This is a genomic window from Pantoea sp. PNT03 (assembly GCF_014852515.1).
In the GTDB taxonomy this organism is placed as follows: domain Bacteria; phylum Pseudomonadota; class Gammaproteobacteria; order Enterobacterales; family Enterobacteriaceae; genus Pantoea; species Pantoea leporis.
In genome coordinates this window covers 149430-169876 of the sequence record NZ_JACVBT010000003.1, presented here as the reverse complement: position 1 = coordinate 169876, position 20447 = coordinate 149430, and the positions used below count along the sequence as shown (strand labels likewise).

At 56.3% G+C, this 20447-nt stretch carries 16 protein-coding genes; 4 read left to right on the top strand and 12 right to left on the bottom strand.

Going from position 1 to position 20447, the window contains the following annotated elements:
- Nucleotides 1-146: 146 nt before the first annotated feature.
- Nucleotides 147-1289, top strand: a complete 1143-nt coding sequence (locus IB226_RS12530; RefSeq protein WP_101762142.1) for a porin — start codon at nt 147-149, stop codon at nt 1287-1289.
- Between the two features lie 285 nt (nt 1290-1574).
- Nucleotides 1575-2057, top strand: coding sequence for a type 3 dihydrofolate reductase (gene folA, locus IB226_RS12525; RefSeq protein WP_101762141.1), 483 nt, complete (start codon nt 1575-1577; stop codon nt 2055-2057).
- 53 nt (nt 2058-2110) lie between these two features.
- Here folA and apaH read toward each other — a convergent pair whose 3' ends face one another.
- Genes apaH through lptD form a run of 6 tightly spaced genes read right to left on the bottom strand, consistent with a single transcriptional unit; the run spans nt 2111 to nt 8936 of the window.
- Nucleotides 2111-2980 (bottom strand): bis(5'-nucleosyl)-tetraphosphatase (symmetrical) ApaH, encoded by an 870-nt coding sequence (gene apaH / locus IB226_RS12520; RefSeq protein ID WP_110867508.1) that lies wholly within the window; start codon nt 2978-2980, stop codon nt 2111-2113.
- A 49-nt stretch (nt 2981-3029) separates the two neighbouring features.
- On the bottom strand, nt 3030-3407 hold the full coding sequence (gene apaG / locus IB226_RS12515; RefSeq protein WP_101762139.1) for a Co2+/Mg2+ efflux protein ApaG: 378 nt from the start codon (nt 3405-3407) through the stop codon (nt 3030-3032).
- 4 nt (nt 3408-3411) lie between these two features.
- The gene (gene rsmA, locus IB226_RS12510) at nt 3412-4236 is read right to left on the bottom strand and encodes a 16S rRNA (adenine(1518)-N(6)/adenine(1519)-N(6))-dimethyltransferase RsmA (protein WP_192235746.1); all 825 of its coding nucleotides are present in this window, start codon (nt 4234-4236) and stop codon (nt 3412-3414) included.
- Entirely contained in the window at nt 4229-5221 is a 993-nt protein-coding gene (gene pdxA / locus IB226_RS12505; RefSeq protein ID WP_110867509.1) for a 4-hydroxythreonine-4-phosphate dehydrogenase PdxA, read from the bottom strand. The genes rsmA and pdxA overlap by 8 nt, the downstream gene beginning before the upstream one ends.
- Nucleotides 5211-6506, bottom strand: a complete 1296-nt coding sequence (gene surA / locus IB226_RS12500) for a peptidylprolyl isomerase SurA (RefSeq protein WP_101762137.1) — start codon at nt 6504-6506, stop codon at nt 5211-5213. The genes pdxA and surA overlap by 11 nt, the downstream gene beginning before the upstream one ends.
- 54 nt (nt 6507-6560) lie before the next feature.
- Nucleotides 6561-8936 (bottom strand): LPS assembly protein LptD, encoded by a 2376-nt coding sequence (gene lptD / locus IB226_RS12495; RefSeq protein ID WP_225608295.1) that lies wholly within the window; start codon nt 8934-8936, stop codon nt 6561-6563.
- A gap of 182 nt (nt 8937-9118) precedes the next feature.
- Here lptD and djlA point away from each other — a divergent pair, with 182 nt between their 5' ends.
- On the top strand, nt 9119-9931 hold the full coding sequence (djlA, locus tag IB226_RS12490) for a co-chaperone DjlA (protein WP_061718138.1): 813 nt from the start codon (nt 9119-9121) through the stop codon (nt 9929-9931).
- Between the two features lie 194 nt (nt 9932-10125).
- On the opposite strand, the gene rluA is transcribed toward djlA, so the two are convergent.
- The 3 genes from rluA to polB all read right to left on the bottom strand — a co-directional run bounded on the left by rluA (nt 10126) and on the right by polB (nt 16224).
- Nucleotides 10126-10785 (bottom strand): bifunctional tRNA pseudouridine(32) synthase/23S rRNA pseudouridine(746) synthase RluA, encoded by a 660-nt coding sequence (gene rluA / locus IB226_RS12485; RefSeq protein ID WP_101762135.1) that lies wholly within the window; start codon nt 10783-10785, stop codon nt 10126-10128.
- A 19-nt stretch (nt 10786-10804) separates the two neighbouring features.
- Nucleotides 10805-13711 carry an RNA polymerase-associated protein RapA gene (gene rapA, locus IB226_RS12480; RefSeq protein ID WP_110867512.1) on the bottom strand — a complete coding sequence of 969 codons (2907 nt, stop codon included), beginning with the start codon at nt 13709-13711 and terminating at the stop codon, nt 10805-10807.
- Nucleotides 13712-13863: 152 nt separating this feature from the next.
- The gene (polB, locus tag IB226_RS12475) at nt 13864-16224 is read right to left on the bottom strand and encodes a DNA polymerase II (RefSeq protein ID WP_192235741.1); all 2361 of its coding nucleotides are present in this window, start codon (nt 16222-16224) and stop codon (nt 13864-13866) included.
- 164 nt (nt 16225-16388) lie between these two features.
- Between polB and IB226_RS12470 the strand changes: the two genes are divergently transcribed.
- Nucleotides 16389-17153, top strand: a complete 765-nt coding sequence (locus IB226_RS12470; RefSeq protein WP_101762132.1) for a DedA family protein — start codon at nt 16389-16391, stop codon at nt 17151-17153.
- Here IB226_RS12470 and thiQ read toward each other — a convergent pair.
- From thiQ to thiB, 3 genes are read right to left on the bottom strand one after another with little or no spacing between them, the layout of a single operon-like run.
- The gene (thiQ, locus tag IB226_RS12465) at nt 17150-17851 is read right to left on the bottom strand and encodes a thiamine ABC transporter ATP-binding protein ThiQ (RefSeq protein WP_192235739.1); all 702 of its coding nucleotides are present in this window, start codon (nt 17849-17851) and stop codon (nt 17150-17152) included. The two genes, IB226_RS12470 and thiQ, sit on opposite strands and share 4 nt — an antisense overlap.
- Nucleotides 17835-19421, bottom strand: a complete 1587-nt coding sequence (thiP, locus tag IB226_RS12460) for a thiamine/thiamine pyrophosphate ABC transporter permease ThiP (RefSeq protein ID WP_192235737.1) — start codon at nt 19419-19421, stop codon at nt 17835-17837. Before thiP ends, thiQ begins: the two co-directional genes overlap by 17 nt.
- Nucleotides 19421-20407, bottom strand: coding sequence for a thiamine ABC transporter substrate binding subunit (gene thiB / locus IB226_RS12455; protein ID WP_192235735.1), 987 nt, complete (start codon nt 20405-20407; stop codon nt 19421-19423). Before thiB ends, thiP begins: the two co-directional genes overlap by 1 nt.
- Nucleotides 20408-20447 lie beyond the last annotated feature (40 nt).

The following is a 20447-nucleotide window of genomic DNA, read 5'->3' as shown; positions in this document are numbered from 1 at the left end:
TGATTTGACATATGTTTTATCAGTTGATGCGGAAAGCGTTACACCTCGGAATATCCGCACAAAATTATAAATAAGATCCCAGTTAGCGCACCGTACTATTTCGCTCGCTCACCAATAGAGCGCTCACCTTAACTGGGATATAAAAAATGCAAATGCGTGCTTTCACTCTCAGCGCTATTGCTGCGTTACTCGCAGCGGCGCCACTCGCCAGCCAGGCGGAAATTACTTTACTCAAGCAGGATCCACAGGCGGGCGATGCGCTAAGCCGTCTCGACTTCAAAGTGGGCGGCAGTATTCGTCCGCAGTTCCAACATCAGAATGGCGTAAACGACAAATCGTACAAACGTAATGGCTACGACGGTGGCTCACGCTTCCGCTTCAGCGCCAATTATTACCTGTTCGACGACGTAAGCTGGGTCGGTTACTACGAGCTGGGCGTTAACTTCCCGGCCTGGTGGGGTTGGGACAATCATCATGCAGATGGTGCGAATAACACCTCGCGCCGCCAACTTTATACTGGCTTCAAAAGCGCTACCTTGGGTGAGCTCTACTTTGGTCAGCAGAACAGCGTTTACTACGATGTCGTAGGAGCGAAGACCGATATCTGGGATTACGACATGCTGGCGCAGGCGCCGGGCAATGGCATCAATGGTGATTACGATGGTTCTTACCGTTCGCGCAAAATGCTGAAGTACAAAAATACCTTCGGCGATGCGGATGTGTATGCGTCGTACCTGTTTGAAGATAATGAGTTCCTGCCAGGCAACGGCCTACGCTACAAGCGTAAAGGCGGCGGCTCGCTGGGTGTGAACTACCACATCACCAAAGACCTGGCGTGGGGAACCGCGTGGAACTATACCCGCGCCGATATCCGCAATCCAGGCAATGGCGACAGCAAACGCTATGACCAGAATATCTACGGTACCGCATTGAGCTGGACGCCGGATAACTGGACGCTGTCAGCCGGTGCGGGTTGGTATGAGAACTTCTCCCCAACCAAACGTAATACCGTTAACAATTACTTCGCGGATGACGCGTGGGGCATCGAATACTTTGCCGGCTACAAATTCCCAATTGGCCAGTATGCGGTGAAATCTATTCAGCCTTACTTCATGGGCGACCGTCTGGAGTTCGTCAACGGACGTGACTACAAGCGTATTGATAACGGCGTTGGTGTGAGTGCCCAGCTGGATTACGGCTTCCGTGTCGACTACGAATATGTCATCACCTCCAGCACCGACAAGTCACTGGGCAACGTGAACCTGGTGCGTCTACGCTACGATTTCTAAAGCGTTTCAACGGCTCCAGCGGGAGCCGTTTTCTTTTTTTGCACAGAGTGCGCTTTTCTTTACACTGCGATACCAATAACGCGACGTTTCGCGCCGAGTTGTGCCGCCTCGTCAGCAATTTCTGGCTCCTCGCCCCGCAATTGCCGGGAAAGTCGGTGTAAAACTCTGTCCAATAACAAAAGTGCGGTGGCATCGGAGCTTTACGCAAATAGCGGGGGCGGCCTATCGACGAAAGTTTCGCCTTTACGTATGATGGCGCCAATTTTTTCCAGTAGGTCTTTTAACATGATTAGTCTGATCGCGGCACTGGCAGCGGATCGCATTATTGGTATGGAAAACGCCATGCCATGGAACCTGCCAGCAGATTTGGCATGGTTCAAACGTAATACCTTGAATAAGCCGGTGATTATGGGTCGTCTGACCTTTGAATCGATTGGCCGCCCGCTTCCTGGACGCCTGAACATTGTGGTCAGCAGCCAGCCGGGCAACCACGAAGGCGTTACCTGGGTGACATCGCTGGAAGAGGCGGTAAAAGCGGCGGGTGATGTCGAAGAGATGATGGTGATTGGTGGTGGACGCGTTTACGAGCAGATGCTGGCTCGCGCGGATCGCCTCTACCTGACCCATATCGATGCGGAAGTGGAAGGGGATACGCAGTTCCCGGATTACGAACCGGACGAGTGGCAGTCAACCTTCAGCGAATTCCATGACGCCGATGAGCAGAACTCGCACAGCTACTGCTTCGAGATCCTGGATCGCCGCAAGTAACGTTGCCAGTGATGGCGACCCATAAAAAACCCCGCTTATGCGGGGTTTTTTATTTACGGCGTATCACTTAACGGTGGATGCGCACTCACCGCGCTTTCGGCCATTGCCTGTTCGCGATTGGATGCCTGTACGTAATACTGTTTGGTTTCCCAATGCAGCAGCGTCAATGTTCCACCCCAGCAGCAGCCGGTATCCAGACCAATCACATGTTCCGGTGTGCCTTTACCTTCCAGCGATGCCCAGTGACCAAAGATCTGCGTATAGTCGCTGTCGATTTTGCCCGGCACCTTAAACCACGGCTTGAGCGGCGGCGGCGCTGATTCAGGCGACTCTTTGCAGATCATATCCAGCTGGCCGTTCGGGAAGCAGAAGCGCATGCGCGTCAGCGCATTAGTGCTAAAGCGCAGTCGCGCCAGACCGCTGAGTTCCGGCGTCCAGTTGTTTGGCATGTCGCCATACATCGCATCCAGAAACAGCGGATAGCTGTCGCTGGAGAGCACCGCTTCCACTTCACGCGCGCACAGCTGCGCCGTCTCTAAATCCCATTGCGGCGTAATGCCCGCATGCGCCATCAACAGCTTCTTCTCTTCATCTACCTGCAACAGTGGCTGACGACGTAACCAGTTAATCAACTCATCGGCATCATCGGCTTCCAGCAGCGGCGTCAGGCGATCTTTCGGCTTGTTACGGCTGATACCGGCATACACCGCCAGTAAATGCAGGTCGTGATTACCCAGCACCAGGCGCACGCAATTTCCCAGCGATTTTACATAGCGCAGCACATCGAGCGAACCGGGGCCGCGCGCCACCAAATCGCCGGTAAGCCATAAGGTGTCCTGCTGCGGATCGAAGTCAACCTGCGCCAACAGCGCACGAAGCTCGTCATAACAGCCATGAACATCGCCAATCAGGTATGTACTCATTGTCAGTCCGATTAAAACGCGCCGCCCGGACGGGCCGGGCGGAGGAGGATTAGTGAATGTGGGTTTGCACCGCGAGTCGGAACACCGGAATCTCGACGTGGAACTCTTCGCCCGCATCGTCGATCATCACATAGTGGCCTTGCATGGTGCCCATCGGCGTCTCCAGAATCGCGCCGCTGGTGTACTGATACTCGCCGCCGGCCGCAATGTGCGGCTGTTCGCCGACCACGCCTTCACCTTGCACTTCAGTCTCGCGACCGTTGCCGTTGGTGATCAGCCAATAGCGGCTACGCAGCTGGACGTTGCTGCGCCCCAAATTGCGAATGGTGATGGTGTAGGCAAACACGTAGCGATCCTCGTCGGGCAAGGATTGCGACTCCACATACTGACTATGCACATGGATACAGACGCGGGCCAAATCACTCATGCACTCAACTCTCCGGAGTTTCTGCCTGATGCTTGCTCAACCAGTTTGCCAGTTGGCAATATTGCGCCACAGAGACGTTCTCTGCACGCAGCGAGGCATCGATTTCTAATTGATCCAGCGCACCAGCCGCAAAAATATGAGCCAGGCTGTTGCGCAGCGTTTTACGGCGTTTACCAAAGGCTTCCGTGGTGATACGGCTCAGCAGACGAATATCGCTGACCGGATACTGTGGCTGCATATACGGCACTAAACGCACCACGGCCGATTCCACTTTCGGTGCCGGCGTGAAGGATTCTGGTGGCACTTCGAGCACAGGAATAACCTGGCAATAGTACTGCGCCATCACGCTCAAACGACCGTAAGCTTTGCTGCCCGGACCGGCGACTAAACGATTCACCACTTCTTTCTGCAGCATAAAGTGCATATCTTTAATCGAACCAGTATAGCTGAAAAGGTGGAACATCAGCGGCGTCGAGATGTTGTAGGGCAGGTTGCCGAACACGCGCAGCGGCTGACCTTTCTCTTGCGCCAGCGCAGAGAAATCAAAGGTCATCGCATCCTGCTGGAAAATGGTCAGCTTAGGACCGAGGAACGGGTGCGTTTGCAGACGCGCAGCAAGGTCGCGGTCCAGCTCGACCACGGTCAGCTCATCCAGACGTTCGCCTACCGGCTCGGTTAATGCACCCAGGCCGGGGCCGATTTCCACGATAGCTTCACCTTTTTGCGGGTGAATGGCGGAGACAATGCTATCGATAATGTACTGATCGTTCAGGAAGTTCTGCCCGAAACGTTTACGGGCGTAATGCCCCTGATGGACGCGATTATTCATTACTGCTCTTGATCATAGTGATGGCGAGATTAAGCGCCGTGATAAAGCTGCCCGGTTCTGCCTGACCGAGACCGGCTAATTCAAGCGCGGTGCCGTGATCGACAGAAGTCCGGATAAAGGGCAGGCCAAGTGTGATATTCACCGCGCGGCCAAACCCCTGAAATTTTAGCACCGGCAAGCCCTGGTCGTGATACATCGCCAGAACCGCATCGGCATGTTGCAGGTATTTCGGCTGGAACAGCGTATCGGCTGGCAGAGGTCCGGTAAGTTGGATGCCTTGCTGGCGCAGTTCGTTAAGGGCCGGAATGATGGTATCAATCTCTTCACGGCCCATATGGCCGCTCTCGCCGGCATGCGGATTAAGGCCGCAGACGAAAATATGAGGATGCGGTAAACCAAACTTCTGCTGCAGATCCCGATGCAGAATGGTGATCACTTCATGCAGCGTGTCGCGGGTAATTGCGGCAGAAACATCTTTCAGCGGCAGATGTGTGGTAGCCAATGCCACACGCAACTCTTCTGTTGCCAGCATCATCACCACTACATCGCCACCGGCGCGATCGGCAAAAAATTCGGTATGACCGGTAAACGGAATGCCCGCATCGTTGATCACGCCTTTGTGCACCGGACCGGTAATCAGCGCGGCAAATTCGCCGTTCAGACAACCGTCACAGGCGCGCATCAGGGTTTCCAGCACGTAGTGACTGTTTGCGACGCAGAGTTCTCCTGCGGTCACTGGCTGAGCGGTATCGACCTGCAGCAGCGTAAGCGTGCCGGCCTGCTGCGGTTGTGCCGCAACGCCAGGTTGATAGTCACGCAGCGTCAGCGGCAAACCCAATAAAGCAGCGCGACGGCGCAAAAGCTCGCCGTCGCAGCAGACCACCAATTCAACCGGCCAGTTTTGCTGCGCCAGTTGCAGGGTGAGGTCGGGACCAATCCCGGCGGGTTCGCCGGGCGTGATCACCACACGATAATTACTGACCATTGTTATCCAGAATTTTCACGTAAGCACTGGCGCGCTGTTCCTGCATCCAGGTTTGCGCCTCTTCCGCGAATTTACGGTTGAACAGCATGCGATAGGCGCGCTCTTTCTGCGCGGCATCGGTCTTATCAACCTGACGCGTATCCAGCAACTGAATCAAGTGCCAGCCAAATGAGGAGTGAACCGGCTGGCTGACCTGGCCTTTCTGCAACTTCAGCAATGCATCGCGGAATGCCGGATCGTAAATCTCTGGAGATGCCCAGCCGAGATCGCCGCCCTGGTTAGCTGAACCCGGATCGTCGGAGAACTGTTTGGCCGCTGCGGCGAAGGTGGTTTTACCACTTTTAATATCCGCTGCAATCTGTTCGATTTTGGCCTGCGCCTGAGCGTCGGTCAGGATCGGTGACGGCTTCAGCAGAATGTGACGCGCATGCACCTCAGTCACAGAAATGCTTTTGCTTTCGCCACGCAGGTCGTTCACCTTCAGGATGTGGAAACCAACACCTGAACGGATTGGACCGACGATATCGCCTTTCTTCGCGGTGCTCAGCGCCTGCGAGAACAGCGTTGGCAGCTCTTCAATTTTGCCCCAACCCATGTTGCCGCCTTTCAGCGCCTGCGGATCGGCTGAGTAAGTCACGGCCAGCTTGCCAAAGTCGGCACCGCCTTTCAGCTGAGCAACCAGTTGGCGCGCCAGCGTTTCCTGATCGTCAACCTGCTGCTGCGTCGGGTTTTCTGACAGCGGCAGCAGAATCTGGCTGATATTCAGCTCAGTACCTTGCGTATTCTGCGCACCCACCTGCGTAGCCAGCGTATCCACTTCCTGCGGCAGGATAGTGACGCGGCGACGCACTTCGTTGTTACGCACTTCTGAAATCAGCATCTCTTTGCGGATTTGCGCACGGTAATCGTTGTAGTTCATACCGTCGTAGGCCAGACGGCTACGCAGCTGATCGAGGCTCATGCGGTTTTGGGCGGCAATGTTCTGAATTGCCTGATCCAGCTGCTGATCGGTAATCTGCACGCCCGCTCTTTCACCCATTTGCAGAATGATGGCATCCATGACCTGGCGTTCAAGGATCTGATGACGCAAGGTTTTGTCATCAGGGAGTTGCTGGTTTGCCTGCTGCGCCTGTGATTTCACGGTGCGCATCATGTTATCAACGTCACTTTCCAGTACCACGCCGTTGTTCACGACTGCGGCAACTTTATCAACCACTTGTGGGGCTGCGAACGCAGTGTTAGCGGTAATCGCTACACCAAGAATCAGCATTCTCCAGTTCTTCATACTTTATCCATTGTTGTTTCCGCACTGCGGGAGAGCCTGTCAAACATCACAACATCAGAAAGCGCGCTGGTAAGGGATGATGCCCTGACGCAGCATTTCGTTGGTGCCTAAGCCATAGTTAGAACTCAGACCACGCAGCTCAATGTTGAATGAGATTTGGTTGTCATACTTACTGTCGTTGTTTTCCCAACCGTTGATCTTGCGTTCGTAACCCAAACGAATGGCATAGCAGCACGAGCTGTACTGCAGGCCGACCAGCTGTTCAGCCGGACGACTATTGCGGGTATCGTAGTAATAACCGCCCACCAGTGACCAGGCATCCGCAATCGGCCAGCTGGCTGTCGCCCCCACCTGTGAAATCCCGTTTTTGTAGATTGGGTCAGTCACCAGGTTGGAGTTATTCAGCGCCTGCGCCACATATTCCGGGCTGCTGTAGCGATAGCTCAGCTGCACCATACGATCGGCATCCTGACGATACTCAACTACCGCATTGCCCTGCGCGACGTTATCGAGGCGGGTGTCATATTGCAGGCCGCCACGCGCCCCCCAGCGATCGCTGATTTTCCAGTACGTGTCGCCGGCCCAAACCAAGCTGCCGGTGTCATCTTCTTTGTTCGTCTGGTTTACGCCGGTACGAGACGGGGTAAACGAGTAGATTTGACCCACAGAAACGTTAAAACGTTCAACCAGATCGTTATCATAAATGCGCGTAGTTACCCCGGTCGCCACTTCATTTGCTGAAGCGATGCGATCCAGGCCGCTGTAGGTACGATCGCGGAACAGCCCGGTGTAGTCGGTTTGCAGCAACGTCGAGTCGTACGGATAGATATTGCTCTGGTTACGATAGGGGACGTAAAGGTACTGAACACGCGGTTCCAGCGTTTGCGTATAGCCTGGTTCCCAGTCCATATCGCGGTCAAACACCAGGCGGCCATCCACTTTGAACTGGGGCAGCGTGCGGTTAACGGAACCATCAAGGCGGCCGCTTGAGTTATAAGCGCCAGGGTTGCTGTTATAGCTATCAAGATTTTCTTGTTGATAGTGAGTAGCAAGGAACTTTGCTTCGGTGTCAAGGCTTGCCCAGCCGTTAGACAATGGCAGATTCAGTGTAGGTTCCACATGCAAACGCGTTGCTTCTGGCATGTTACTACTCACACTTGTGAACTTAACCGCTTGAGCATAAATTCGGCCATCGAACGGTCCAATATCGTTCTGATAGAAATTCAAATCGAGCTGTGGCTGCGCGCGATAGACTCTGCTGTTGCTCGTCTGACCGAATACCTGGAAATCTTTAGATGAAAGTGTCGCGTCCCAATTAGTATCGGCGTAACCAAAGCTAAACTTTTGCGTAGCATAACCGTCGGTTGAGCTGTAGTACTTGGACTCCAAATCGTTGAAATAATACGGATCGCTAACTTTGGTGTAATTAGCATTAAAGCGCCAATGCTGATCGTAAACGCCGGCGTGTTGCCAATAGAACAACCAGCGATCGTCATTCGTATCGTTTTGGACTGAAGGGCGAGACGATTTATCGCTGTCGTACTGCTTATCTGACTGCAGATAATCCAGCTCCATCAAGCCTGCGCCAAACACCGTCAAATAGCGGAATTCGTTCTGCAGCTGCAGACCGCGTTTTTCCATATAGTGCGGCGTGATGGTGGCATCGGCCTGCGGCGCGATGTTCCAGTAATATGGCAGCATGAATTCGAAGCCGTTATTACTGCCGTATTTCGCATTCGGGATCAGGAAACCGGAGCGGCGGCGATCGCCAATCGGTAGCTGTAAATAAGGGCTGTAGAATACCGGCACATTGCCGAGCTTAAAGCGGGCGTTCCAGATTTCCGCGACTTCTTCTTCGCGGTCCTGAATCACTTCGGAACCGACAACGCTCCAGCTGTTGGAACCCGGCAAACAAGAGGTAAAGCTGCCGTTTTCTAGAATGGTGTAGCGATTGTTACCGCGCAGTTTCATCTGATCGGCATCGCCGCGGCCCTGACGGCCAACCATCTGATAATCACCGTTCCACACGTTGGTGTCTTTGGTGTTCAGATTTGACCAGGCTTTCGGACCTTTGAGGATGACCTGATTGTCGTCATAGTGCACATTACCCAGCGCATCCACGGTACGAACCGGCGTGGTTTGTCCTTCCTGCTGACGTTGATGCAGCTGCACTTCGTCGGAACGCAGGCGGCTATTGCCTTGCTGTACATCGACGTTACCGGTGAACACCGCATCATCCGGATAGTTGCCTTTGGCGGAATCAGAATGGATGGTGACCGGCAGCGAGTTGGTGTCGCCATTGACCAGCGGGCGGTTGTAACTCGGCACGCCCAGCATGCACTGCGACATCAGATCGTCGGCGAGTGATGACTGGCTATAAAGCGCTGCACCAATCATGGTAGCCAGCAAGGTAGGTATACGTTTTTTCATACGCGGTTTCGATAATTCCATGAAAACTGGCATCATGCCGACAATCCGGTCAGAGACTAACTTACTGCCCGGCGTTGCGCCAGTGTTAATCCTTGTCTGTCCGCGTTGCCGTTAGGCGCTGAGATAAATGACAGGTATGATAATGCAATTTTCAGCCGCAAGCATGGCGAATTGAGGAGTTTATGCGCTACTGGGGAAAAGTAATTGGTCTGGCGCTTGGGATATTTTCCGGGGCAGGCTTTTGGGGCATTGTACTGGGTCTGATCATTGGTCACATGTTTGACAAAGTGCGCAGCGTAAAAGGACAGGGCTATTTCGCCAATAACCAGGCGCGTCAGACGCTGTTTTTCAGTACCACATTCCAGGTGATGGGCCATTTGACCAAATCAAAAGGGCGCGTCACCGAAGCGGATATCCAGATTGCTTCCTTATTCATGGATCGCATGCAGCTGCATGGCGATGCGCGCACTGCCGCGCAGCGTGCGTTCCGTGAAGGTAAACAGAGCGACTATCCGCTGCGCAGTAAACTGCGCGAGCTGCGCAGCGCCTGCTTTGGCCGGTTTGATCTGATTCGGATGTTTCTGGAAATCCAAATCCAGGCCGCCTTCGCCGATGGTTCACTGCATCCCAACGAACGCCAGGTGCTGTATGTGATTGCCGAAGAGCTGGGTATTTCACGCGCACAGTTCGATCAGTTCCTGCGCATGATGGAAGGCGGTCAGCAGTTTGGTGGCGGCGGTTCTTCCCGCGGCGGCGCCTATCAGCAGGCGCAACGCGGTCCTACGCTGGAAGATGCCTGTAGCGTGCTGGGCGTGAAAAGCAGCGATGATGGCACCACCATCAAGCGCGCGTACCGTAAGCTGATGAGCGAACATCATCCTGACAAGCTGGTGGCGAAAGGTTTACCGCCGGAAATGATGGAGATGGCGAAGCAGAAAGCGCAGGAGATTCAGGCGGCTTACGATCTGATTCGTAAGGAGAAAGGGTTTAAATAATTTTATTGCTGTCCCCCATCCCGGCCTTCCCCCGCAAACGGGGGAAGGAGATACTGCCACATGCAGCTTCATCACTAACATGTAGCAACATCTTCCTCCCCCATTTATGGGGGAGGACCGAGGTGGGGGGCAGCAAGCACGGAGCGAGGAGGGGGACTGCAAGCACGGACCGAGGAGGGGCAGCATCTCCAACACTAAAATCCCGCCGGCTGCCTGAACGTCATGCTATTGCCAAACGCCGGATGGGTGATCGTCAGCGACTCCGCATGCAACTGCAAACGCGACGCCATCGCCAGCGCCTCATCATGTGCATAAAAGCGGTCGCCAAGAATCGGATGCCCCAGCGCCAGCAGATGCACACGCAGCTGGTGTGAGCGTCCGGTAATTGGCTTAAGCTTGACGCGCGCACTGTTCGTGGCTTCATACTCCAGCACCTGATATTCGGTCTGCGCCGCTTTGCCGTTCTCGAAACACACCATCTGCTTCGGCCGATTCGGCCAGTCGCAAATCAGCGGCAGATCGATCAAACCCTCTTCTGCCGCCGGATGGCCCCACACGCGCGCCACATAGTATTTGGAAGGCTCGCGCTCACGGAACTGGCGCTTGAGCTCACGCTCAGCCGCTTTATTCAGGGCCACGACGATCACGCCGCTGGTTGCCATATCGAGACGGTGCACCGATTCCGCCTGTGGGAAATCACGCTGGATGCGCGTCATCACGCTATCCTTGTGCTCTTCGAGACGGCCCGGCACCGACAGCAACCCGCTCGGTTTATTCACCACCATAATGTGCTCGTCCTGATACAGAATATGCAGCCAGGGTTCGAGCGGCGGGTTGTAAGCTTCCATCAGCATGATGTCGCGGTCCTGAACATTATTGGTGCGTGACAACGATCAGACGCAGCGCATCGAGACGCCAGCCTGCATCGCCCAGGCTTTCCAATACCTGTTCGCGATTGCTTTCCAGCGCTTCAACCTCGTCATCACGGATGTTGGGGTTAACCGCGCGCAGCGCTTCGAGACGTGACAGCTCAGCACCGAGTTTCTCTTCGGCTTCCACTTTCGCTGCCGCGATAATCGCCTGCGCTTCCGGAACGATCGCTTTTTCGGCCTGGGTCAGAATCTCATGCACATCTTGCTGCACCGCATTCACCAGCTTGCTGCCGGTATGGCGATTCACCGCATTCAGCTGACGGTTAAAGCTTTCAAACTCCACTTTGCCTGCCAGATTGTTCCCGGCGCGATCCATCAGCAAACGTACCGGCGTTGGCGGCAGGAAGCGGGTGAGCTGCAGGCTTTTCGGCGCTTGCGCTTCAACCACATAGATCATCTCGACCAGCAGCGTCCCGACCGGCAGCGCCTTGTTCTTCAGCAGCGACAGCGCACAGCTACCGGTATCGCCCGAAAGAATCAGGTCGAGGCCGTTGAGGATCAGCGGATGTTCCCAGGTAATAAACTGGGTATCTTCACGCGACAGCGCCTGGTTACGGTTAAAGGTCACGGTGCAACCCTCTTCCGGCAGGCCAGGGAAATCAGGCACCAGCATGTGATCGGACGGCGTCAGCACGATCAGGCTATCGCTGCGGTCTTCCTGATTGATGCCGACGATATCGAACAGGTTCAGCGCAAAGTTAACCAGATCGGTATCGTTGTCCTGCTCGCCGATGGCATTTGCCAGCTCCTGAGCGGCTTCACCGCCGTTGGAGTTCAGTTCCAGTAAGCGATCGCGTCCCTGTTCCAGCTGTGCTTTCAGCGCATCGTGCTGCTTGCGGCTTGCGCTGATGAACTCATCGAGTCCCTGCGGATTTTCCGGCGCGGCAAGATATTCAATCAGCTGATTATACTCGTTGTCATAAATGGCGCGGCCAGTTGGGCAGGTGTGTTCGAACGCATCCAACCCTTCGTGATACCAGCGCAGCAGCACCGCCTGCGCGGTTTTTTCCAGCCACGGCACCAGAATCTGGATGTCATGCATCTGGCCGATACGATCGAGACGCCCGATACGCTGCTCCAGCAGATCCGGGTTAAACGGCAGATCGAACATAACCAAACGGCTGGCGAACTGGAAGTTACGGCCTTCAGAACCGATTTCGGAACACAGCAACACCTGCGCGCCATCCTCTTCGGAGGCGAAGAAGGCTGCTGCGCGGTCGCGTTCGATAATCGACAAGCCTTCGTGGAACACGGCGGCACGGATGCCTTCGCGCTCACGCAGCACCTGCTCCAGCTGCAGCGCGGTGGCGGCTTTGGCGCAGATCACCAGCACTTTCTCTTTGCGGTTGCTGGTGAGGTAACCCATCAGCCACTCAACGCGCGGATCGAAGTTCCACCATGTGCCGCTATCGCCTTCAAATTCCTGATAAATCTGCTCGGGATACAGCATGTCACGCGCGCGCTCTTCTGCGCTTTTGCGCGTGCCCATGATGCCGGAGACTTTAATCGCGGTTTGATACTGCGCGGGCAGCGGCAGACGAATCTGGTGCAGCTCGCGTTTCGGGAAGCCTTTCACGCCGTTACGGGTGTTACGGAACAGCACGCGGCTGGTGCCGTGGCGATCCATTAGCATCGAGACCAGCTCTTTACGCGCGTCTTCTTTGCCATCGCGATCGCTGTTCGCCACTTGCAGCAGCGGCTCGATATCCTGTTCACCGATCAGATCGTTAATCAGGTTCATCTCATCTTTGCTGATGGCGTGGTCGGCCAGCAGCGAGCTCACCGCATCGGCCACCGGACGATAATGCTGCTGCTCTTCGACAAACTGGCCGAAATCGTGGAAACGATTTGGGTCGAGCAGACGCAGACGCGCAAAGTGGCTCTCTAAGCCCAGCTGTTCTGGCGTGGCAGTCAGCAGCAGTACGCCAGCGGTTTTCTCTGCCAGCTGCTCGATAACCTGATATTCGCGGCTTGGTGCGTCTTCGCTCCATGCCAGATGGTGCGCTTCATCAACCACCAGCAGATCCCACTCGGCATCGGCCAGCAGCTCAAGACGCTGCTTGTTACGGCGTACAAAATCGAGCGAACAGATAATCAGCTGCTCGGTTTCAAAGGCATTGTCGCTGTCGTGCTGCGCTTCGGTGTAGCGATCGTCATCAAACAGCGCAAAGCGCAGGTTAAAGCGACGCAGCATTTCCACCAGCCACTGATGTTGCAGCGTTTCCGGCACCACAATCAGCACGCGCTCGGCACGACCGGCCAGCAGCTGTTGCTGGATGATCATCCCGGCTTCAATGGTTTTACCCAAGCCCACTTCATCCGCCAGCAGCACGCGCGGCGCGTGGCGACGGCCGACATCGTGAGCGATGTGCAGCTGATGCGGAATCAAATTGGTGCGCATCCCGCGCAGGCCGCTGATCGGCAGGCGGTATTGCTCGCTGTGGTATTTGCGTGCGCGGAAACGCAGCGCAAAACGGTCCATGCGGTCGAGCTGACCGGCGAACAGGCGATCCTGCGGCTTGCTGAACACCAGTTTGCTGTCCAGCATCACTTCGCGCATGACGACGCCCGCTTCTTCGGTGTCGAGACGTGTGCCGATGTAAGTCATTAAATCGTTTTCGTTGCGGACTTCATCGACGGTCATCTGCCAGCCTTCGTGGCTGGTGATGGTGTCACCCGGATTGAAAATCACACGAGTGACCGGAGAATCGTTTCGGGCATACAGGCGGTTTTCGCCGGTTGCCGGAAAAAGCATGGTGATCATGCGCGTATCGAGCGCGACCACCGTGCCCAATCCCAGTTCACTTTCCGTATCACTAATCCAGCGCTGACCCAGTGTAAAAACCATATATTTTTTGCTCGACTCTCTGACATGCCATAAAGAAGTTCACCTGTACTCAGGCAATACCCAACCGCCAAACGGGTGTTTGGTCAGATTGTGAGTGCGGTGAGAATCAGGAAGGGCGCTATGGTACTGGATGGCAAGGCATTCGTCACCTGTCAAAAAAGCCCCAGCTGCCCAGTAATGAGTGTAGCAAAGTCGTCACCGACGAACGGCAAAATGCCGTCAGCCACCGGCTGCAGCTGTTTGGTGACGTAATGATCGTAGTCGAGGGGCGTATTGCGCGCCTCGAGCGGTTCCGGTCCGGCCGTGGCCATCACATAGCGGATCGAGCCACCGTTTTGATACTGCAGCGGGCGCTGCAGCTTGCGATTTTGCTCATCGGCGAGACGCGCAGCGCGCACATGTGGCGGCACATTGCGCTCGTAATCTTTCAGCGCGCGCCGCAGGCGTTTTTTATACACCAGCTGATCGTCGAGTTCACCGTTCAGCAGCTGCGCCACCGTTTCGCGAATGTAATCCTGCCACGGCTCGCCACGGAAAATACGGCCATACAGATTTTGCTGGAACTGCTGCGCCAGCGGCGTCCAGTCGGTGCGCACTGATTCGAGGCCTTTAAACACCAGCCGCTCGCCGCCCTCGCTGCGAATCATCCCGGCATAGCGCTTTTTGCTGCCCTGTTCGGCGCCGCGAATGGTAGGCATCAGGAAACGGCTGAAGTGCGTTTCATACTCCAGCTCCAGCGCGCTCTCCAGCCCATAAGTTGATTGCAGATGCTGCCGCCACCAGCCGTTAACCTGTTCAGCGAGATGACGACCAATCGCCGTCGCCTCCGCTTCACTGTGCGCGCCTTTCAGCCAGACGAAGGTGGAATCGGTATCGCCGTAAATCACATCAAAGCCTTCCGCTTCAATCAGCTCGCGCGTTTGCTGCATGATGGCGTGGCCGCGTAGGGTGATGGATGACGCGAGGCGCGGATCGAAGAAGCGGCAGGCGCTGGTGCCGAGCACGCCATAAAAAGCATTCATGATGATTTTCAGCGCCTGCGACAGCGGTTTGTTGTTGTCGCGCTTGGCGGCTTCACGCCCTTGCCAAATCTGCTCGACAATCGCCGGTAAACAGTGGGTCTCACGGGAAAAGCGCGCATTGCGGAAGCCGGGCACGGAATCGGCGTCATCCGGGTGCGCCAGGCCTTCCACCAAACCCACCGGATCGATAAGGAAGGTGCGAATAATTGAGGGATAGAGGCTTTTGTAATCCAGCACCAGCACCGAATCGTACAGGCCGGGCCGCGAATCCATCACGTAACCGCCGGGGCTGGCTTCCGGCGCCACTTCGCCGAGATTCGGCGCCACGAAACCGGCGCGGTGCATGCGCGGGATATAGAGATGACCAAAGGCCGCCACCGAACCGCCGTGACGATCCACCGCTAAACCATTTACCGTGGCGCGTTCCAGCAGGAACGGCATGATGGCGGTGTGCTGGAAGATGCGCGTCACCAGCTCGCAATCCTTGAGATTATATTTCGCCAGCGCCGGTTTATCGTTGGCAAAGCGCCAGTTGATCTCTTCCATGCGATCCCACGGATTATTGATGGCCTTGCCTTCACCGAGCAGCTGGCGCGAGACCGCTTCGAGGCTGAACGACGGGAAATCCCAAAACGCGGATTTGAGCGCGTCGATACCATCAATAATTAAGCGGCCCGTTGCCTGCGCGAAGAACACACCAGGTTTGAAGCCGTGCTCGCGCCACTCCAGCGCCTGCTTCTGACGCCCTAAACGCAGCGGAATGCCGTAGCGATCGGCGTGTTTCTGCAGTACGCGCAGATCGAACTGCACTACATTCCAGCCAATAATCACATCCGGTTCATGCCGCTCGAACCATGCGTTGAGCTGCTCAAGCAGCTGCGGGCGGCTATCAACATAGATCAGTTCAAAATCGAGCGTGCTGGCATCGCCGTTAGGCGGACCGAGCATGTAAACCTGGCGCTGGCCGCAGCCTTCCAGCCCGATACAGTAGAGCTCACCGTGCTGCGTGGTTTCGATATCCAGCGATACCCATTTCAGCTGCGGACGGTAATCAGGATGCGGTTTCAGACGCGCGTTGACCACGCTGTCACCGCGTGTTTCACCGCTAAACCACACCGGCGCGGTGATAAAGCGCTCCATCAAATAGCGTTCGGGTGGCCGAATATCCGCTTCATACACCGGAATGCCGTTTTCACGCAGGCGCTTTTCCAGATTTTGCAGCTGGCGATTGCTGCGGCAATAGAGGCCAAACACCGGACGACGACGGAAATCCTTCAGCTCCAGCGTTTGCAGGCGCGTATGACGTTCGTCGCGAATCAGCGCTTCGGTTGGCGTGCGAAACTCTTCAGGCACAAACGCCACGGATTCCTGGGCAGGCAGCACCAGCCGCTGCGGGCCGCTGTCGGTGGCCAGCCACAGCACCACTTCGCTGCCGGTCGGCGTATCTCGCCAATGTCGGGTAAGCAGAAAACCTGCGCGCGGATCGGTCACGTGAACTCCAGAGAATGAATTGCATTGAGTATAACATGGATGTTTATACAGTGTCCTGCAGGCGAAATTGTCACCACTTTGTCAACATCGTTCTACAATTCTTGCCTTGACGACCATGTGTATGCTCTGGACAATCCAGCCTCTATATTCCGCAGAGGATATTTATGGAAGCCTGGATTCAACACCTGTTTTCGCAATCGCTGGAGTACGCGCTGATCGCTGTGGCGCTGGTGACCTTCCTTGAGTCGCTGGCCTTCGTGGGATTGCTGTTGCCGGGCACGGTATTAATGGCCAGCCTTGGGGCGCTGGTCGGAAGCGGACAAATTGGTCTTTACCCTGCGTGGGCGGCCGGATTCGTTGGCTGTTTAATCGGCGATTGGGTCTCTTACGGCATCGGCTGGAAGTTTCAGGGGCCGCTGCATCGCTGGAAATATCTGAAAAAGTACAAGGGTTTGCTGGATAAAACCGAGCATGCGCTGCATCAACACAGCATGTTCACCATTCTGGTGGGGCGATTTGTCGGCCCGACGCGTCCGCTGATTCCGCTAGCAGCGGGCATGCTGGAGTTGCCGGTGCGCAAATTCCTGCCGCCTAACCTGATTGGCTGCATTCTCTGGCCGCCCGCGTATTTGATGCCGGGCATTCTGGCGGGCGTGGCAATTGATGTACCACAGGCCGCGCAGGGCGGCAGCTTTAAATGGCTGCTGTTGCTGGTGGCGCTGCTGCTGTGGATCGGTGGCTGGTTGCTGTGGCGCTGGTCGCGCAGCGGTAAAACGGTGGATTGGGCGACAAAGTATCTGCCTGCATCGCGTCTGCGCTGGTTGGCACCGCTGATGGCGGCGATTGGCCTGGGCGCGTTTATCGCAATCCAGTTCCATCCGATGATGCCAATCTTCCGCCACCTGCTGTGGAAAGTTTTCTTCGCTTAACGCGCTGTCACGCCAAGGATGGCGGCCGCGGCACTTTCACCGCGCACCAAACTCTCTGTACTGCCATCCCAATAGATGCGCCCGTCGACGATCACCAAACTGCGCGGCGCAATCTGCTGAGCATCTTCCAGGCTGTGCGACACCATCAACAAGGTGATGTTGCGGTTTTCGCATACCGAACGTACCAGCTGCAGCATCTCGTTGCGCAGCGCCGGATCCAGCGCTGAGAAGGGTTCATCCAGCAGCAAAATCGGTTGATTGCGCAGCAGGCAACGCGCCAATGCCACGCGCTGACGCTGTCCACCGGAAAGCTGACCAGGCAAACGCGTGAGCATCGCCTGCAAGCCGGTTTGCTCGGCGATATCCACCACTTGCTGCTGCTGTTCGCGCGTCAATTTCAGGCCCGGATGTAAGCCCAACGCCATGTTTTGCTGCACCGTGAGATGCGGAAACAGATTGTTCTCCTGGAACAGCATGGAAACCGGGCGCGCCGACGGCACGCTGTGGGTATGATCAACGCCGTTCATCATCAGCGCGCCTTGATTGATCGGCAAAAAGCCGCCAATCAGACTCAGCAAGGTACTTTTCCCCGCGCCGCTCGGACCGAGGATCGCCAGACGTTCACCCGCCTGCGCCGCAAAACTGAAGCGCATCGGCAGATGCTGATAAAGGTAAGTAAGGTTATTCAGTGTCAGCATGGCGACCCGGTAATTTTTCCATCAGAGTAAAAAGTAGTAAGCAGAGCAGCAGCAGCAGGAGTGCGGTGACGGCACCGTCCGCACCGCGATAGGCGCCAATCTGTTGGAACAGATAGAAGGGCAGCGTGCGGAAATCGGCGCTGCCAAACAACGCGACGACGCCAAAATCGCCAATCGACAGCACGCAGGCAAACGCCAGCGCCTGAGCAATCGGGCGTTTCAGCGCGCGCAGCTCAATCAGCCGCAAGCGGTTGAAACCGGAGATGCCGAGTGAAGCGCAGAGCTGGCTGTAACGGGCGTTGATATCGCGCATCGGATTCTCCAGCACTTTCATCGCATAAGGAATGGCGATCAGGGCGTTAGTGAAGATCACCAAACCATCGGCGCGCTGCGGCAACCCCACGGTGGCGTTGAACAGCAGAAAGAAACCGCTCGCCAGTACAATGCCCGGCATCGCCAGAATCAGCATGCCGCTCATCTCCATCGCCTGCGCGGCGACTCTGTTCTGGCGCTGCCGCAGTTCGCGGCTGCTCCACAGCAGCATCATGGTCAGCAGCACGCAGAGCACGCCGGCGCCTACGGCAATACGCAGCGAGGTAAAGGTGGCTTGCCACAGCGCCGCTTGTTGCAGCGCACCGGCAACGCCGCCGCGCAAACCATCGACGATTACTGCCGCCAGCGGCGGTAACAGCAGCAGCAGCGCCAGGCCAATCAGCACCGTATCGCTGATGCGCGCCTGCCATGAATCCTGCGGATCGCGCCAGCCGCGAATGCTCTGGCTGCCAGTGGGAATGGCTTTGCTAAAGCGCAGGCTCAGCATTACCAGCAGCAAACAGCAAGCGAGCTGTAACAGCGCCAGCAGCGCCGCGCGGCCCGGATCGTAATCGAAATTTAGCGCCTGATAGATCGCCAGTTCCAGCGTGGTCGCTTGTGGTCCGCCGCCCAGCGCCAGCACCGTGGCGAAGCTGGCGAAACAGAGCATAAAGATCAGTGCCGCCGTCGGCAGAATCTGACGGCGCAGCCACGGCCACTCCAGCAAGCGAAACAGATTCCAGCCGCGCAGGCCAAGCTGGGCGGCGACCTGGCGCTGCTCGCCGGGAATGCTCTCCAGCGCCTGTAACAGCAGGCGCGTCGCCAGCGGCAGGTTAAAGAAGACGTGCGCCAGCAGAATGCCCTGCAGGCCATACGGCGAAAAGTGGTAGTCAAAGCCGATGGTCGCGCACAGTTGTGCCAGCCAGCCGCTGCGACCGTACACGCTGAGCAAGCCAAACACCGCCACCAGCACCGGCAGCACCAGCGTCATGGCGCACAGACGTAGCAACAGATTGCGTCCCGGAAAACGGCGGCGGTAGAGCGCGCGCGCCAGCAGGATCGCGGGCAGCACCGAAAGCAGCGCCGACAGCAGCGCCTGCTCAAACGAGAACAGCAGCACATGATGCAAATAGCTGTCGTCGAGCAGCGCGCGCCAGTCGGTGGCCGGAGCGACCATCACCAAGGCGCCAAACGCCAGCAGCGCCACCGCGCACAGCAACAGCGCGATGGCGCTACCGGGAATCAACCAGCCGGGCATTAACGGCTAACGGCGCGTTGCCATGCGCTGATCCACGCGGCGCGATGGTCGGCGACTTCGGCTGACGTGAATTGCAACGCCTTCGCGGGCACCTGCAGCGCTTGATAACCGGCTGGCAGATCGCTTTTGATCACCGGATACATCCAGTTGCCGGTGGGAATGGTCTGCTGGAAGGCCGGAGAAACCATAAACTGCATGAACTGCTGCGCCAGCTTGGGCTGTTTACTGCTGGCGAGCTGCGCGGCGACTTCCACCTGTAAATAGTGGCCTTCGCTGAATTCGGCCGCGGCGTAGTTCTCTTTCTTCTCTTCGATAATGTGATAAGCCGGAGACGTGGTGTAGCTCAACACCAGATCGCCTTCACCTTTCAGGAACAGGCCGTAAGCTTCGCTCCAGCCTTTAGTGACGGTAACGGTTTTTTGCGCCAGCTTCTGCCACGCATCAGCTGCGTTATCGCCATACACTTTTTGCATCCACAGCAGCAGGCCAAGACCCGGCGTGCTGGTGCGCGGATCTTCATAAATCACGCGCCATTTTTCCGGGCTTTCGACCAGCTCTTTCAGGCTTTTCGGCGGGTTCTTCAGTTTGTTTTTATCGTAGACGAAAGCGAAGTAGCCATAATCGAACGGGATAAAGGTTTGATTGTTCCAGCCATCCGGCAGTTTTAGGCTGCGGGTATCGACGCTGCTGTTGGCAAACAAGCCGGTTTTCTCCGCTGCCTGCACCAGATTGTTATCCAGCCCCAGCACTACATCGGCTTTGCTGTTTTTGCCTTCCATGCGCACGCGATTGAGCAGCGATACACCATCTTCCAGCGCCACATACTTCAATTCGCAGTCGCACTGCGCTTCAAAGGCTTTTTTTACCGCCGGACCGGGGCCCCAATCGGCAGAGAACGAATCGTAGGTGTAGACGGTCAGAACCGGTTTAGCAGCGAAAGCCGGAGCCGTAACCAGCAGCAACATAGGCAGAACTTTGTTTAACACTTTGCGCTCCTTGAGGAGAAGAGATGTTGAGTCGCAAAGG